Annotated in this window: 13 protein-coding genes; 9 read left to right on the forward strand and 4 right to left on the reverse strand. The window is 62.7% G+C overall.

Translation table 11 applies throughout. The features are described from left to right. Positions 1–13: 13 nt before the first annotated feature. From M9924_17690 to M9924_17705, 4 genes are read right to left on the reverse strand one after another with little or no spacing between them, the layout of a single operon-like run. The gene (locus tag M9924_17690) at positions 14–2809 is read right to left on the reverse strand and encodes a DUF1156 domain-containing protein (protein ID MCO5066229.1); all 2796 of its coding nucleotides are present in this window, start codon (positions 2807–2809) and stop codon (positions 14–16) included. Beyond that, the gene (locus M9924_17695; protein MCO5066230.1) at positions 2806–3657 is read right to left on the reverse strand and encodes a hypothetical protein; all 852 of its coding nucleotides are present in this window, start codon (positions 3655–3657) and stop codon (positions 2806–2808) included. The genes M9924_17690 and M9924_17695 overlap by 4 nt, the downstream gene beginning before the upstream one ends. Continuing rightward, positions 3654–7157, reverse strand: coding sequence for a DUF3883 domain-containing protein (locus M9924_17700; GenBank protein MCO5066231.1), 3504 nt, complete (start codon positions 7155–7157; stop codon positions 3654–3656). Before M9924_17700 ends, M9924_17695 begins: the two co-directional genes overlap by 4 nt. A 25-nt stretch (positions 7158–7182) precedes the next feature. Then, positions 7183–8049, reverse strand: coding sequence for a WYL domain-containing protein (locus M9924_17705; GenBank protein ID MCO5066232.1), 867 nt, complete (start codon positions 8047–8049; stop codon positions 7183–7185). Between the two features lie 98 nt (positions 8050–8147). Between M9924_17705 and M9924_17710 the strand changes: the two genes are divergently transcribed. From M9924_17710 to M9924_17750, 9 genes are all read left to right on the forward strand, one after another. Further along, a complete protein-coding gene (locus tag M9924_17710) occupies positions 8148–8384 on the forward strand; it encodes a DUF2188 domain-containing protein (protein MCO5066233.1) in 237 nt (78 codons plus the stop codon). A 23-nt stretch (positions 8385–8407) separates the two neighbouring features. Further along, positions 8408–9373 (forward strand): patatin-like phospholipase family protein, encoded by a 966-nt coding sequence (locus M9924_17715; GenBank protein ID MCO5066234.1) that lies wholly within the window; start codon positions 8408–8410, stop codon positions 9371–9373. Positions 9374–9377: 4 nt separating this feature from the next. Continuing rightward, entirely contained in the window at positions 9378–10634 is a 1257-nt protein-coding gene (locus M9924_17720; protein ID MCO5066235.1) for a nucleotidyltransferase, read from the forward strand. Then, positions 10619–11323 (forward strand): hypothetical protein, encoded by a 705-nt coding sequence (locus M9924_17725; protein MCO5066236.1) that lies wholly within the window; start codon positions 10619–10621, stop codon positions 11321–11323. Before M9924_17720 ends, M9924_17725 begins: the two co-directional genes overlap by 16 nt. Before the next feature lie 296 nt (positions 11324–11619). Beyond that, positions 11620–12813 (forward strand): DUF932 domain-containing protein, encoded by a 1194-nt coding sequence (locus tag M9924_17730; GenBank protein MCO5066237.1) that lies wholly within the window; start codon positions 11620–11622, stop codon positions 12811–12813. 172 nt (positions 12814–12985) lie between these two features. Then, the gene (locus M9924_17735) at positions 12986–15127 is read left to right on the forward strand and encodes a ParB N-terminal domain-containing protein (protein ID MCO5066238.1); all 2142 of its coding nucleotides are present in this window, start codon (positions 12986–12988) and stop codon (positions 15125–15127) included. 94 nt (positions 15128–15221) lie between these two features. Beyond that, positions 15222–15635, forward strand: a complete 414-nt coding sequence (locus M9924_17740) for a hypothetical protein (GenBank protein MCO5066239.1) — start codon at positions 15222–15224, stop codon at positions 15633–15635. Continuing rightward, positions 15632–15898 carry a DUF6117 family protein gene (locus M9924_17745; protein MCO5066240.1) on the forward strand — a complete coding sequence of 89 codons (267 nt, stop codon included), beginning with the start codon at positions 15632–15634 and terminating at the stop codon, positions 15896–15898. The genes M9924_17740 and M9924_17745 overlap by 4 nt, the downstream gene beginning before the upstream one ends. Continuing rightward, complete coding sequence (locus tag M9924_17750) at positions 15895–16185, forward strand: hypothetical protein (protein MCO5066241.1); 291 nt, start codon at positions 15895–15897, stop codon at positions 16183–16185. The genes M9924_17745 and M9924_17750 overlap by 4 nt, the downstream gene beginning before the upstream one ends. Positions 16186–16348 lie beyond the last annotated feature (163 nt).

Here is a 16348-nt window from a genome sequence, read left to right on the forward strand (position 1 = left end):
GTCCCGTTCCCCCTCAAATATCCATGCGGGTCTGGCGATCCCCGCTCGTGTCGTAGATAGCCGCTGCCGCCTTCGTCAGCTCGGTCCAGTCAGCGATCAGGGCGTTGTAGGCCGTGGCCTCCTTCGCATCTTTCCGCTTGTTGGCGCTGATGTCGTAAAGGCAGTAGGCGAGATCCTTCACGGCCTCGGCCTTGGTGTTGATCTTCTTCAGCAGGACGGCAGTGTCGTGGGAAACGCCGTCCTTCTCATGCTGCCGGACCAGGTGCTGAAGGCACTCCCAAATCGTCAGGTGGCGGTCGTCTTCCGGGTCCCAATCGTCGTCGAGTTCATCACGCGAGAGGATACGGACCTTGCCCGCGGTGCTTTCGACGATGCCCGCGTGCTTGACATTATCGACAGAAATACCGCGAGCGCGGGCAAGGTTGTCTGCGACACCGTAATCCCCCTTGCCGGTCCCGTTCTGCTCGAACCAGGTGATGGCGAACCGCGTGTCGGCGTCAAACTCACCCTGGATGCCGCCGAGATATTCGTCGAGTTCCCGATTAATGAGCTGAAGTGCGGTCTTCACGCTCATCGGGCTGTCGTCGGATTCAAGAACGGCTTTGTAGCGTGAAAACACTCCAATGCCGGGACCAATGGCCGATTGCGGCATATCCGCTGGCGCGATGTTAGCGGCCTGCAGCTCGGAGATCGCTGGAGGCAGTTCGCGTTTCAGGGCGCGGATGAACTCGGCGCGGGTAATACTCTCGGCGGTGGCCTCCTTCTTCCGGCAAACAAGAACGACAGAATTTGCGAGCGCATTGGTGCCAGTAGCGATTGTCCGGGCTGAGCGCTCCGTGCGAACTGGCCAAGTGCCGACAATCGCATAACCCGCTTCAATCACGGCCTGAAGGAAGGTCGCCCACCCGGTCGAACTCAAGCCGTCTTGCTCAACCTCACTTTGTTTAAAGGCATAGTAGATCGTGGCAGGAAACAACGATGATGATTGACGTGCAAGACTCGAAATCGCCGCCGTCATACCTGTGAGGAAGTGTTCTTCAGCTTTCGCTTTCCCACCGTGGCGATAAGGCGTCGCCACCAACTCCTCTTCTTTGGGAACAGAGATGGTGCTTCCGAGATCAGGATATACGTCTTTGAGGTTTCGCCTGAGCCAGACATAGAAATAGTCGGACAGGTCGGCATAGCCAATATTGTCGTAGTATGGTGGATCAGTTGAGACGACTGCCCCATCCGGCAAATGTACATTCTGTGCATCGTGCTGAATCTCAGTGCCGGCGGCGTTTGGCCCTAAACCTGAAAGGGCCTTCCAGACCCAATCGACGGCGCCGAGATAATTTCCTGTGCTATCGCTAAAGACATTGCATTCAGCGAAATCCCAAGTCATCGGGATCGCCTGTCGAGCAAACGTGAAGCGTATAAACTCCGATGACGACCATGTGGCTATAGAGCTGCCAGCATCGGCAAGCCGATCAATCGCAAACGACAAATACACGCTGACCGCTTCAGCATACGCTTTGGCGCCGTTGCCTCCGTCGCGCAACGGTGTGGGGTCCGATGAGAGACCATTGGCGATCGCATCCGCCTCTATCTGCGATCGGACATCATGCACCAGATCGCTAAAAGTATTCAGAGCCACCAACTGCCGGTCGGTGAACAAATCACCGAAGGTTTCCATGCCGTAGGCTGGCGGTGAAAACCAACGAGGATTCTCTGGTTGATGTTGCTCAGGCTTCCATTGCGGCTCGGCGGAAAAAGCAACGGTTTCATGCTCTGTTGCTGGCGCGACATAAGCGCGACCGCCCTTACCTTCACATACTATAGCTATGAGGGTTTGCCCCATCTTGCCGGCCTTGCCAGCCGACGTAATGTGTTTAGGCGTGATCGCCGTGCCAGATATGAGGCATCGGAAGTTCGCACCGCGCCCCGCCTTCGTGCCATCCTTCGCAGCAGAGAGTTCGGCTTTCGTGCCGCCATGCCTGATCCGATAGGAAATGGTCTTCGCCTTCTTATCGACAATAGGCTCGACCCAAGCCTCCTTGCCGGCTTTGGTGCTAAGCAGGAAGCTCGACGCGATCGGCACCTGCACGTCGGAGAAGGCAGGATCGGGGCTGGGCACTGTTCGTGCCCAGATCCACGCGATCACCGTCCCTTTGCCGCCGCCGCGCTCTTTGGGCAGATCCACCTGCGGATAGAAATGCCCGATGCGCTCCCACGCCTTCTCGCGCATCCATTCGCCATAGTATTTAACGTCCTCTGCGAGCCCCTCGGCATTGCGGTAAAACTGCCGGTCCTTCACGCCGGGATGGATCGGTTCCTTGTCCTTGAACTTCGGCGGGATCTCGATCATCGCCTTCCCGATCATCACCGCGACCGGGTTCAGATCCGAACCATAGGCGGGCAGACCGAGGCGCTGCGCCTCCAGCGGGATCGAGCCGCCGCCCGAGAACGGGTCATAAACCGGGGGAAGCTCGCCGCCGCAGCTCTTGCGGATTTCCGCACGGGCGCGCTCTAGCACCTCCTCGTTAGTCGAGTTCTCCCACTTCACCAAATCCTCGATGATCCCGAACAGCCGCTTACGCTCGACCTCCTGCGCTTCGTGCGTGGGGAATTTCTCAAGGTCGCTCGATGGATCATCGACAAGCTGAGCGAACAGCACCGCGCGACACGCCGCCAGCGGTCGGCGCGCCCACCACAGATGCAGCGTGGAAGGATGCCCGTGCCGGATCGACTTCTCACGCGCCGAGGCCGCATTGATCGCTTCGAGCGGGATCGCGACCTCGATCAATTTCTTCTTGTAACTGTTATTCATGGCTGTTTAGTCGCCTTCTTAGATTTTCGAGGCTGGGCAATCAGTAATTCAACACCCAATCCAACACGCGAAAGTTCTTGTAAGACAAGTATTTCTGTCGTGACCGCTCGAATACGCCCATCAGCGCTCACAGCATCGGCTGCAGTCTGACGGCGAGCTTCGATCCGATCGCGAACCGCGTTCTCAGCACGGCGCAGCTCTGGCGATAGCAATTGCCAGACTCCCTCTCGAATTTCGCGGGTCGTATCATCAAGAGTACGACCGGCGCGCCCGGTCAGCTTCTCAGTTACCTCTTGCGCCAAAGAGGCGAAGGTCAGTGCCTTGACCTCTTTTGGCTCGGAGCATCTCCAAGCAACATGGGAGCCTGATGCGTATGAGACCGCATGAGCGTCGTCGTCAGGGAGAGGTCCGATGTCAGTTGGCGAAAACAATGCAGAACGTGAATGAACCTCAGCGAAGCCGTATGCGTTGTTGAAGGTCAACGCGCTGTCAAAAGTAGGCGAAGCATAGAAGACGGTATTGGGAAAGCGCGCCTCTAGCCCAATCAAGTGGATATGCTGATCTGACAAATTGCGACGCATGAGCGGCATACGAAAAAACGGTACTGAAAGGCCGCGAAGCGCGAGCTGTGAGATTTCCCGCGCTGTCTCCCGTACCATCAGCTCCGGCAGTTTGAACTGAAAGAACAGCGGCAACCCCGGAAGATCGACCTTAACATCGTATCCAAGCTGCGCCTCTTGGACGAGGTTCGGAAAGACGGGAGCTGCCGCCGGAGCCGTGGAACTAGCCCGGATCAAATTCTCCGTGAAAGCGTAACCATACGAAAATTCAGTAAAATCCAACTTCATCTCGGCTCCTCCGCGCGCTCAAGCAGGCGCGGAAGGTCGAACTGGATCGCCGTTTCGAGGAATGACGGTTCCCGCTCGACCAGAGGGCCGCGCACATAGCGTGGCGCATGGGCGAAGCCGCCGGTAACGGAGACGATCGCCAAGATGAACTTCTCCGGCTCATGCAGGGAGGTGATCACTTCCTGGCGGGTGATCATCACGGAGTCCGCGCCGTCGATCCGGCCCTTCACTTCGATGAAGCGCAGATGCCCCGACTTCGGATCGTGCGAGGCAATGTCGTAGCCGATCTTCTGGGCGGAGACGTCGACCGGAGCGTGCCCCAGCGCGCGTTCCGCCGTCATCACCGCCCGCATCGCCGCGAGTTCGATCTCCTTGCGGGCGGCAGGGTCTTCAGCAAAGTGGTTCGGGACGCTGGGCGCCTTACGAGCATCGAGAAGACCGCGCGGGATGACCACCATGCCGCCCCGCACGCGCGGCGGCTGCGAAGAGATGAACCGTTCCTGCTGGAGCTCGTCCATCCGGCGTTTCTGACGCTCCGCCAGCTCCTCGGCGCGGCGCTGTGCGTTCTGCCAGTTGAGCCGCGTTTTCTTGCCGGCCTTCTCCTCCTCCTTGAGTTCGAAGGCTCGCGAGTCCCAATAGTTGATCTCCTTCTTGAGGCGGGACCGGACCTCCTGCTCGACCTTGTCGATCTCGGGTATGCGACGCGCCTTGACCTCGGCGACGTGCTCCTGGGCCAGCTCCACCGTGGCGAAGCGCACGGCCGTTTTCTCCAGCTCGCTCGTCAGCCAGTCTTCACCGAGCAGGTCGCGCACGGCCTCGATCTCTTCGGCCGCCGCCGGGCGGAGGTTGAGATGCGGAGCGATCCCGGCATTTGTCGCCTGGCCCGCCTTGTTGATGGCTGCGAACTGCAGCCGCTGCGAGATCACATGCGGCTTGCCCGCGCTGGTCGTGCGCCCGTCCTGCACCGCGTGTTCGAGCAGGAAGACCGCCGAGAGCGCCTCGCCCGGATCGGTTTCATCCACCAGGATCGCGCCCTGGCGCATGATGGACTCATATTGCTCCCAGATGAGGCTGATCACCGCTTCGAGCAGCGGGTGCCCGGGGCAGATGAAGGCTGCGACCGGCTGCTGATTGATCTGGCTCTTGTCGAAACAGATCCGCTCATATTGTTTCTGGATCGGCGCGCCGGTGCCGATCTGACGATCACGCTCGCGAATACGCACCGGGACGTGGGTGACTTCCCAACGGCCTTCCTCCCGACGCTTTAACCGGCCGCCGAGATGCTGGAACGCTTCGATGAAGAAGCTCTGGATGTGATGCGGCTGGAGACGCTGTGCCTCGGCCTTCTCCATCTCCAGCCGCAGTTCCTCGACCTTGGCTGCGGGCATGGTGTCGTTGGTCAGTGCCCGCCGGCGTAACAGTTCCAGGAGATGCGACTGGTCGACCGCCCCATCGACCTGGCGGAACAGGTAGGCCTTCACGTCCTCCCGCTCGCCATATTGGATCGCCTGGAAGAGGAGGTCCTTGAGCGAGGTGCCTTCGAACAACTCGCCGAGCACATCGTAGACGCGGCCGCCCAACGCTTCACGCGCGGCTTCCAGCTTCTCGAGCAAGCGGGCATAGACCTCGCCCTCGCGCGTCTCCGCCGCAACCAGATTCCAGAGGTGGCAAACCTCGGTCTGGCCGATGCGGTGGATGCGGCCGAAGCGCTGCTCGATCTTGTTGGGATTCCACGGCAGATCGTAATTGACCATCAGATGCCCGCGCTGGAGGTTGACGCCCTCGCCAGCGGCATCATTGGCGATCAGCACCAGCAGGTCCTTGTCCTGCATGAAGCGCTCGATGACCTTGCGCCGCTCCTCGCGCGTCACCCCGCCATGGATCACATCCACCGCTTCGGGGTTGCCCAGGCGCGCGCGCACCTTCTCCAGCAGATAGTGGAGCGTGTCTTTGGGCTCGGTGAAGATGATCAGCTTGCGGCGGTTGCCCGCTGCGTCGACCATCAGCTCGTCATCGAGAATACGGTTGAGCTGGGTCCATTTGGTATCCACGCCCGAGCGCAGCACGCCCAGCGCCATGGATTCGAGCCCTTTCAGCGTCTCGACCTCCAGCGCGAGCTGCTCGACCGTCTCCGCCGTTGTCGCGCCCGTGGAGATCAGCTCTTCGAGTTCGTCGACCTCTTCCTGGCCATATTCATCGATGTTGCCCAGCATGTCGGGATTGACCGCAGGCTCGGCGACCTCGGCGCGGCGCCCCTTGGCCGTGAGCCGCGCCTCGCCGAGTTCGGCTTCTAGCCGCTCGCGGCGACGCTTCAGCGACTGATAAATAGCGGCCGGTGACGAGGCGAGGCGTCGCTGGAGGATTTGCAGCGCGAAGCCCACATTGTTGCGCTTCTTGTTGTCGCCGTCGGCGAACCGCTCCACCCGATTCATCTCGTTACGGACATAGTCGGTGACGGCGGTGTAGAGCGCGGCCTCCCCTTCCGAGAGCTGATACTTCACGGTGCGCGCGCGGCGGGGCGGGAATAGCGGCCGACCGTCGAACTTGAGCAGCTCCTCCTTGGTCAGCCGCCGCATCATGTCCTCGGTGTCGGCGTAATGGACACCGTCGCGGAAGCGGCCCTCGAAGCGGTCGCCGTCGAGCAGCGCCATGAAGAGCTGGAAATCCTCTTCCTTGCCGTTGTGCGGCGTGGCGGACATCAGCAGCAGGTGGCGGCAAACCTGACCGAGTTTCTGGCCGACCTGATAGCGCCGCGTATATTTCACCTCGCCACCAAAATAGGTGGCCGACATACGATGCGCTTCGTCGCAGATGATCAGGTCCCATTCGCGCGCGCTCATGAGCTTCTCCTGAAGCTCCTCATTGCGCGCCAGCACGTCGAGCCGGACGATCAGCCGGTCCCGGTCACTGAACGGATTGCCCGAGCGCGAGGTCTCGATCATGTCGCGGGTGAGGATGTCGAATTCCAGATTGAACTTCTGGCCGAGTTCGTCCTGCCACTGCTCGACGAGGCTGCCCGGCGCGACGACGAGGCAACGCTCCAGGTCACTGCGCGCGATCAACTCCTTGATGAAGAGGCCGGCCATGATCGTCTTGCCGGCGCCGGGATCGTCCGCAAGCAGGAAGCGCAGGGGCTGGCGCGGCAGCATCTCGCCATAGACCGCCGAGATCTGATGCGGCAGCGGATCGACCAGACTGGTGTGGATCGCGAGATAGGGATCGAAATAGTGCGCCAGCTTGATCCGGTTGGCCTCGGTGACGAGGCGCAACAGTTCACCATCGGCGTCGAACGACCAGGGCCGGCCACTCTGCTCGACCTCGAGCCGATGCTCGTCGTCGCGGTAAAGCACGGTCTCCGCGACCGAGCCATTATGGTCGCGGTAGACGATGCTGATCGCTTGGTCGCCGATCCAGTCAACCGAAACGACCTGCACCAGCTGCGCGGACGCGATGCCGCGAACCGACGCGCCGTTCTTTATGTCTTCGAGCCTCGCCCCCATTACCCGGCGCTTCCCCCCTGCGTCTTCATAGCTGAAGCTCCGCCTTCTCTAGCGCAGCCTCGGTTTCCTTGCGGTTTATTGTAACGATATGCTGTGTGCGAGCGCTTTGCTTGGTCGCCTCGCCGAGCAGGCCAAGTCTTTTCAAGACGTAAAAAAGCATTGCGTAGCGAACCGACAGGACGCCATTGCCCTGATCCAGGCCATAGTCCTTGGCGACGACCTTCTTCTGACTCTCGGTCAGAGCAGGGTGCGGACCGATGACCACATCGAAATAATTGTTCCAGAGCCAGTCCTGCTCTCCCGTCGCGCCGGGAACGCCGGTGGCACCAACCTCCAATATGCGCGGCAGAAGGAAGTCCTTGAACTTGTGCTCGAGGTGGCAATAGGCCCGGACATGCCAGCGGAAACCGTCATAGCCGAAGGCGTGTGGCGTGATCCTGCGCCAGATCGGGTCCGGGCGCACCTTGTTCATCGACTGGTAGAAAACCTCGACGGCCACGCCCTCACGCACCGCATCGAGAATCTTGCGCAGGACCTCGATGTCGATGTCCCGCTTGGGCGTCAGGGCCACATCGGCGCTGGGAAGCGCCGCGATCCAGGAATCATGAGAGGGAGCGGCGCCTTCGGCCACCGAGCGGAGCTGTCCGAGATAGACATATGGATCGGGATCGAGAAAGCGCAGGACGAACTTCTCGGCGGCGACGTAGCGCTTGCCGCGCGTGTCGTACTCCATGTTGCCGGGCGCCCGCTCTTGGTAGAGCGTGAGGTCCTTTGATGCCTGGGGAATCGATACGCCGAAAAAATCGACGATATCGGCGCGGTTGATCGATCCCTCCCAGAACAGGCGGAACTCAATAAACTCAAGCCTTTGCTCGACACCCCAGCGCACCAGCGACCTCTCATGCGGATAGAAACTATCCTGATCTTGACAGAAATCCGTGTAGTTGATATACGTATTATCGTCACTGAGTCAATGGCGAGGAAACCGCGATGGCTGATAGATATGTCACCAAACACCCCAAGGGCTGGGCCGTGAAGGCGCCCGGCGGCGAGCGCGCGAGCAGCGTTCACCCCACGCAGCGCGAAGCCGAGCAGGCCGCCAAGCAGACGGTCCGCAAACTCGGCGGCGGCGAGGTCCGCATTCAGGGCCGCGACGGCCGCTGGCGCGATTCCGATACCGTCCCGCCTGGCAACGACCCCAATCCGCCCCGAGACAAGAAGCACTAGGCGGCGAAGATAGGGAGCACGCGTTGAAACGGATCCTGACAATCGACGGTGGCGGCATCCGCGGCACCTTCCCGGCGGCGTTCCTTGCCAATCTGGAGCAGGATCTGGGTCAGCCGATCGGCCGCTACTTCGATCTCATCTCCGGCACCTCGACCGGCGGTATCATCGCCATCGGACTGGCGCTCGGCATGCGCGCGGCCGACATCCTCAAGCTCTATGAAGACCAGGGACCGGCGATCTTCGCGCAGACGCGCGGCGGGTTGGCCGGCTGGCTCGGCAGGCATCTGCGCAAGGGCCGGTGGCTATTCTGGGGACCGAAATACAGCGCGCAGCCCCTTCGCGATGCCCTTTACAGCGTCCTGGGCGACCGCAAGCTGGGCGAGGCTCAGACGCGCCTGGTGATCCCTGCGTGGCATCCCCAAACGCAAGGCGTCTATATCTTCAAGACCGCCCATCACCCCCGCCTCCGGACCGACTACAAGGAGCTGGCGATCGACGCGGCGATGGCCACGGCAGCCGCACCGACCTATTTCGCGCAGCATGTCACCGCCAACGATGTCGGCCTGGTCGATGGCGGGCTCTGGGCGAACAACCCGACCGGCATCGCCGTGGTCGAGGCCGTGGCGACGCTCGGCTGGTCCGCCGAGGACATCCGGGTTCTCAGTATCGGGTGCCTTGAGGACATCAAGGTTGTCCGCGAGGCCTATGGCGCCGCCAGGCTCGCGCCGCAGCTTGCCAGCCTCTTCATGGCCGGGCAGTCTCACGGCTCCCTCGGCATCGCCCATATCCTTACGGGCGATCCGCACGACCGGCGCGCCATCTACCGCGTGTCCCAGCCGGTGCCCGACGGCTTTTATTCCCTCGACGACACCAGCCGCATTCGCAGCCTCAAGGACCGTGCCTTCGCCGAGGCGCGCATTCAGAAACCCATCCTTCAACCGCAATTCTTCGGCGCGCCCGCTGAGGAATTCATCCCTCATTACAGGTGACGCCATGACCGTGCATGACAAGCGGCTTGCAAAGTCGCACGACGATATTCTGGAAGCGATGGCGGATGCGCTCGACATCCCGCCGTCCAAGTTCGAAGAGGCGAAGAACCGCTATGAGGCGATCGGCAACTGGCTCGATCGGCCCGAATCCTCCATTGCCCAGTACGACCCGTCGATCTCGCCGCAGGGGTCTTTCCTGCTCGGTACGGTGACGCGGCCGCTGACCGACACCGAGGAATATGATGTCGATCTGGTGTGCCGTCTCGAAGCGACCAAGGCCGACTTCACGCAAAAGAGCCTGAAGGAGGCGGTCGGCCACGAGGTCGCCCTCTACGCCAGGGCGCACGGCATGGCGGTCCCTGAGGAGCGGCGGCGCTGCTGGACCCTGAACTATGCAGACGGCGCTCAATTTCACATGGACATTCTGCCGGCTTTGCCCGACGCGCAGCGCTATCAGGTCAAGCTCCTCATGGAGGGCCACCGCGCGCTCGCGCAGGATGCTGCGTTGAGCGGCCATGCCATCGCCATCACCGACAAGACCCTGCCGCACTACGACCAGCCGACGGAGGATTGGCCGCAGAGCAATCCGACCGGCTATGCGGCCTGGTTTCGTGGCCGGATGCGCGTGCGCCTCACCGAGGCAAAACGCGCGCTTGCCCAGCGTGAGCGGATTACCGCCAGCGTCGAGGAAATTCCCGACTACAAGGTCAAGACCCCGCTCCAGCGCACGATCCAGCTCCTGAAGCGCCATCGCGACTGCATGTTTGCGGAGGATGGCGAACACAAGCCGATCTCGATCGTCATCACAACGCTGGCCGCGCACGCCTACAACGAGGAGCCCACCATCTCGGCGGCGCTGCAAAGCATCCTGACCGGCATGGATCGCTTCATCGAAGACCGCGGTGGCATCGCCTGGGTGGCGAACCCGGTCAACCCGGGCGAGAACTTTGCCGATAAATGGGCCGAGGAACCCAGGAAGCGCGAGAATTTCTACCGCTGGCTCGATCAGGCTCGGCAGGATTTCGCGCTTTATCTGCGGGCAAGCACGTTCGACAAGGTGCCCGATCTGCTCCGGGAGCATCTTGGCGCCAAGCTGGTCGACAGCACGATGGCGGCGGTGATGCCGGCCGCGATCGCCGGCATCGCGGCCCCGGCGATCGCGGCCAGCGTCTCCGACACCGAGGACATGGCGCGTGCCGAGCGGGCCGTCGAACAGATCAATCTCTCCGGGCCGCAGTCGAAGCCTTGGGCAAGGTCGTAGGCAAGCCGCCCAACCTGCTGACGCTCGAGGAGGTCAAGGCCGCAATCGCCTTTGACCAGCCGAAGCTGCGCGCATCGGCGGACGGCGAGAAAATACATATCGGGGGCAGCTATCTCGTATTTGAAAAGGATGTTGTCTCGGCTCCCGGCGGACCGATCGCCGAATTCAACATCAGGATCGAGTTACCCGATCTCTATCCACGCCACGAACCCAAGGTTTTCGAGGTCGGTGGGAAAATCCCGCGCACGCCCGAACGTCACATCAATCCCGACGGCGATTGCTGTGTTACGGTGTGGGAAAACTGGTTGATCACGGCCGATGACCACTCCCTCGGCAGTTTCCTCAGCGGCCCGCTCAATGAGTATTTTCTCGGTCAGTTCTGGTTCGAGAAGACCGGAAAGTGGCCCTTTGGCGAAAGGGCGCACGGAACCCCCGGGCTTGAAGAGGCCTACGCGGATGCGCTCGGCATCCCGAACAGGCGGAAGAGTCTTCTCTACCACCTGCGGCTGTTGTCTCAGGATTGGCCGAAGGGTCACTGGCCGTGCCCTTGCGGAAGCGGCAAGCGCCTGCGCTATTGCCACCGCGACGAAGCGATGGCCATGCACCGGCGCGTTCGGCCGCATGTTGCTCGGCGCATGCTGCGGCGGCTGAATCCAGGCAAGAAGGAAACGAGCAACGGCGGATTCTAGAGACGACAACTATGTTGGTATGCATCAGAAGCATGTCGCTGCTTGCAGAGAGCGAAAATGCGACACCATTGACCGACGAATTTGTGCGTGTTTCGCCGCTGCGGCCTCGAACCTGATGGGCGAGTATTTCATTTAAGGGGAAAGCTTTCCCCTGCGGCCGAGCCTTGGGTCTCGGCCGACCCCTTCGAGCGGGGAGATCCCCGCAACGCCCCCAGAGAGTGAGAGGGTGGATCGGGTTTCCGCGACGGGAAGAGGCTGGGAGAGAGGCTCCCGCGCCCGTCGTGGAGATCGATCCCATGAACATGCAGGTTCTCGATGCGCGCCGTGATATGAGCGGCGGTTACAAGGTCGACGTCACACGCGGTGAACGCATCGGCCGCGTCTCGTCCGAATGGTTCTCGCGCCCCGCCGACGAGCGCTACCTGTCCCTGTCGGAGCTGGCCCAGTCGGTACGCGACCGCGCCGATCGCAGCCGCACCCACGTGGTGGAAAGCGCCCTGGTCCATGTCGAGGCCAATCGCAACGATCCGGAGCGACTGGTGCTGGTGCTGCCCAGCGCTGACGCACCCGTCGCGCCGACGCATTGGTCCTTCGGTCAACTCGCCAGCCTGGTCGGCGCACCCGCGGCCTATCTGCGCCAGCTCCCCGCCGCGCTCGCCGGCATCAATCTGCAATACGGCCTGACCTCCAACCGGGCCGAGCAGATCAAGACCCTCGAAACCGACGATGGTCGCCTTGAACTGCGCGCCGTGACTGGCCCTGACTACGGACGCATCTTCGACCACGAGCTGGTCGAGGCGGTGCAGCGCATCGCCGGCAATGGCACAGGCGATACGCGCTGGAAGGTACCGGGCGTGCTCGACTGGTCGACCGGCGTTTACAATCCCCGCGTCGATATCAGCAGGGACACGACGACGCTCTACGCCTCGGATCGGGACGTCTTCCTCTTTCTCGTGGACGATCTGAATCCGATAGAAGCCGGCCGTCTGCCGGATGGATCGCCTGACCTGTTCTTCCGCGGCTTCTACTGCTGGAACTCGGAAGTCGGGGCCAAGACGTTCGGCATGGCGAGCTTCTATCTGCGCGCCGTTTGCCAAAACCGCAATTTGTGGGGCGTTGAGGATTTCGAGGAAATCACCATCCGCCACAGCAAATATGCCGCCAACCGCTTCGCCCACGAGGCGGCGCCGGCGCTGCTGAACTTCGCGAACTCCTCGCCCATGCCCTTCGTCAACGGCATCAAGGCTGCCCGTGAACGGATCGTCGCCAGGACCGACGAGGACCGGACCGACTTCCTGCGCCGTCGCGGTTTTTCCAAGGCCGAGACCGGCAAGATCATCGACGCGGTATTGGCTGAGGAAGGCCGCCCGCCCGAAAGCATCTTTGATTTCGTGCAGGGCATCACCGCCGTCGCGCGTGACAAGCCGCATCAGGACGCCCGCCTCGACATGGAGGGCAAGGCGAAGAAGCTGCTCGACCGCGCCGCCTGACTGCCGCGAAGCCGGAGATGCGGATTTCCGTGTCTCCGGCTTTACGCTTTCCTTATCTGCGTTCCCACACCGTGGCGCTGCCCCCTTTAGAGGAAGAGGGCGGCGCTTCGCTTCGTGACGGGTTGGAGGTCGAGAGAGAGGCTCCCGGCCGCCCGTCGCGGAGTATATCCCGATGGCTACTGCCGTTCAGAAGATCACCCTGTCGTCCTCGCGCGACATCCCCTTCAACAAGCTGGTGCTCAGCCAGTCCAATGTCCGGCGCATCAAGGCCGGCGTCTCGATCGAGGATCTGGCGGCCTCGATTGCCCGTCGCGGCCTGATCCAGAGCATCAGCGTCTTTCCGGTCATCGATGCCGAGGGCAACGAGACCGGCATGTTCGAGGTGCCCGCCGGCGGCCGCCGCTTCCGCGCGCTGGAAATGCTGGTCAAGCAGAAGTGCCTCGCCAAGACTGCGCCGGTCCCCTGTGTCGTGCGCGAGCGCGACGGCGCGATCCTCGCCGAGGAAGTCTCGCTCGCCGAGAATATCGAACGCGCCCCGCTCCATCCTCTCGATCAGTTCCGGGCCTTTCAGGACATGCGCGCCAGGGGCATGACCGAGGAGGAGATCGCCGCCGCCTTCTTCGTCTCGGCCCAGGTCGTGAAGCAGCGGCTGCGGCTTGCCTCTGTCTCGCCGGCGCTGCTCGACATCTATGCCGATGACGGCATGACGCTGGAGCAGCTGATGGCCTTCACAGTTTCCGGCGACCATGACCGCCAGCAGCAGGTCTGGGATGCGGTCAAGGATTCTTGGTCGAAGGAGCCCTATCAGATCCGCCGGATGTTGACCGAGACCACGGTGCGCGCCTCGGACAAGCGCGCCGTATTCATCGGCCTCGACGCCTATGAGGCGGCCGGCGGCGTCATCATGCGCGACCTGTTCCAGTCCGACGATGGCGGCTGGCTTCAGGACGTGGCGCTGCTCGACCGGCTGGTCGCCGAGAAGCTGAAGGCCGAGGCGGAGACCATCGCAGCCGAAGGCTGGAAGTGGATCGAGGTCGCCGTCAGCTTCCCCTATGGCGCGACCCATGGCCTGCGGGCGCTGGAAGGCGAGCCGCTTGACCTGAGCATCGACGAACAGGCGACGATCGAGGCGCTTCACGCCGAATATCAGAAGCTCGAGGCCGAGTATGAAGGCGCCGACGAACTGCCGGACGAGGTCGATCAGCGCCTCGGCGAAATCGAGACCGCCCTTGCGGCCTTCGACGAACGTCCCATCCGCTTCGAACCCGCAGACATCGCCCGCGCTGGCGCCTTCGTCAGCATCGGCCATGACGGCCGGCTCGACGTCGAACGCGGCTATGTCCGCCCCGAGGACGAGGCACCCGAACCGGCGGACAGCAGCCAGGACGGCGAGACCGGCGACGGTGCGCATGATCGGGCTGATCCGCGTGTCCAGCGCGCCGTCATCGCCATCGGCGGCGAACCGGCGGACAGCGAGGACGATGAGGAAGCCGCGATCAAGCCGTTGCCCGATCGTCTGGTCACCGAGTTGACCGCGCACCGGACGCTGGCGCTGCGCAACGCGCTCGCCGAGCATCCGCAGGTCGCCATGACGGCGTTGCTGCACAAGCTGGTCTCGGACACCTTCCACCATCGCATGTACAAAGGCGCGCTGGAGGCGAGCGTCAATCACGTCTTCTTCCCCATCCAGGACGAGGGGCTGAGGGACAGCCCGCCGGCCCGCATGGTGCAGGAGCGTGACGAAGCCTGGGCCGGTGACATCCCTGCCGACGACCAGGCGCTGTGGGACTGGCTGGCGGGGCTCGACGACACGAGCCGCATGGCGCTGCTCGCCCATTGCGTCAGCTATGGCGTCAACGCGCTTTACGAGAAGCCCAACCCCTATGGCGGTAACGGCGTCTCGCAGCACACGCTGGACATGCGGCTTGCCCAGGCCGACCGGCTGGCGCGCGCGACAGGTCTCGACATGGTCGAGGTCGGCTGGCGGCCCACGGTCGGCAACTATCTCGGCCGCGTCACCAAGCCGCGCATTCTGGAAGCGGTACGCGAGGGCGCGGGCGAACAGGCCGCGCAGCTCATCGACCACCTGAAGAAGGGCGACATGGCGAAGGAGGCCGAGCGCCTGCTGGCCGACACCGGCTGGCTGCCCGAGCCGCTGCGCCTTGCAGCCGAGGCCGAAACCGCCACGCCCGAGGTCGATGCGGGTGGCGAAGATGACGGGGCCGACCTGCCGGCTTTCCTCATCGAAGGCGACGAGGATGAAGGCGTCACCGAAGACGAGGACGAAGAATTCCACGCCATCGCGGCCGAATGATCACAAGAAGCGGGGTGGTCGCAGCCGCCCCGCCCCAATCCCTTCAATCGAGCCCGGCCATCGCGCCGGGCTCTTTTCGTTTCAGGAACCGGACATGGCCGACTATTTCACCCATTTCTCGTGCCTGCTCGATGTCGGCACGCCTCAGAATGCCGCCCGCGCACTCGATCTCTACAATGCCCTGTCGGAGGAAGGCGCCTCGGAGGAACCGCCCTCGGACGGCTTCGCCCTGTCGATCCAGCCGGAACATGGCGGCACGACCTTGTGGCTACGCGACGACGTCACTGGCGATCCCGAACGCCTGATCCGGTTCGTCAGGCGCTGCGCCAAGGAATTCGGACTGACCGGGCGCTGGGGTTTTCAGTACGCCAACACCTGCTCACATCCACGCGTCAACGCCTTCGGCGGCGGTGCCCATGTGCTCGATCTCGCGACCGGCGAGACCATCGCCTGGACCTACACCCATGGCTGGCTGGACGATCATCTTGCCGAGGGAGGCGGACAATGAGCATTCCCGATCATGCCCGCGCCAATTTCCAGACCCTTCTGCGCGCCGCGGAAAACGGCCACCTCGCATTGATAGAATGCGCCGACGCTATGACTGGCGAACCACGCTACGTCATCTGCGCCGTGGGGAGAGAGGATGGCGGTTTTGTCTTCACGCCTTTCGGGCATCTTGCCGACGGCAATCCTTACGATGCCTATCTGCCCCCCGCCCCTGGTGATCCCACCGGCTCCATCTATCCCCATACGCCGGGAGAGGCGCCATGATGGACATCGACGCCATCTTCGCCGCCGATCACGAGCGACCGCCCACGGAGCGGTCGCTTCCCTGGTCAGAGACCAGAGACGGCATCACCGTCATCGTGGAGCCTAAGCCGCGTTGGGCCAGCGACATGCGGGCCTTCCGGACAGAGGCTCGCGAATATTGCGCCTATGCCGATTGGACGGCGAATGGCGCGCGCGCCCGCTTCTTCGAGCACATCGACACCAGCGGCGATGACCTGATCCGCAAAGCGCGCAGGCTCATCGCCAGCGAGATCGCGAACGGACACTGAAACCGACACATCAAAGCGCCCCTGTCGCTCGACCGGGGCGCTTTTTCATGCCGGCAGGGAAGATCGTTCGAGAGCGAGAGGGCCGCCGGGACGGGGTGAGCCCGGGCGGTCAAGAGAGAGCGTCGTTCGGGCTTGCCGTTCCCGCTCTCCCGAGGTTTCAATC

This window comes from Rhizobiaceae bacterium, assembly GCA_023953835.1.
Classification (GTDB): domain Bacteria; phylum Pseudomonadota; class Alphaproteobacteria; order Rhizobiales; family Rhizobiaceae; genus Mesorhizobium_G.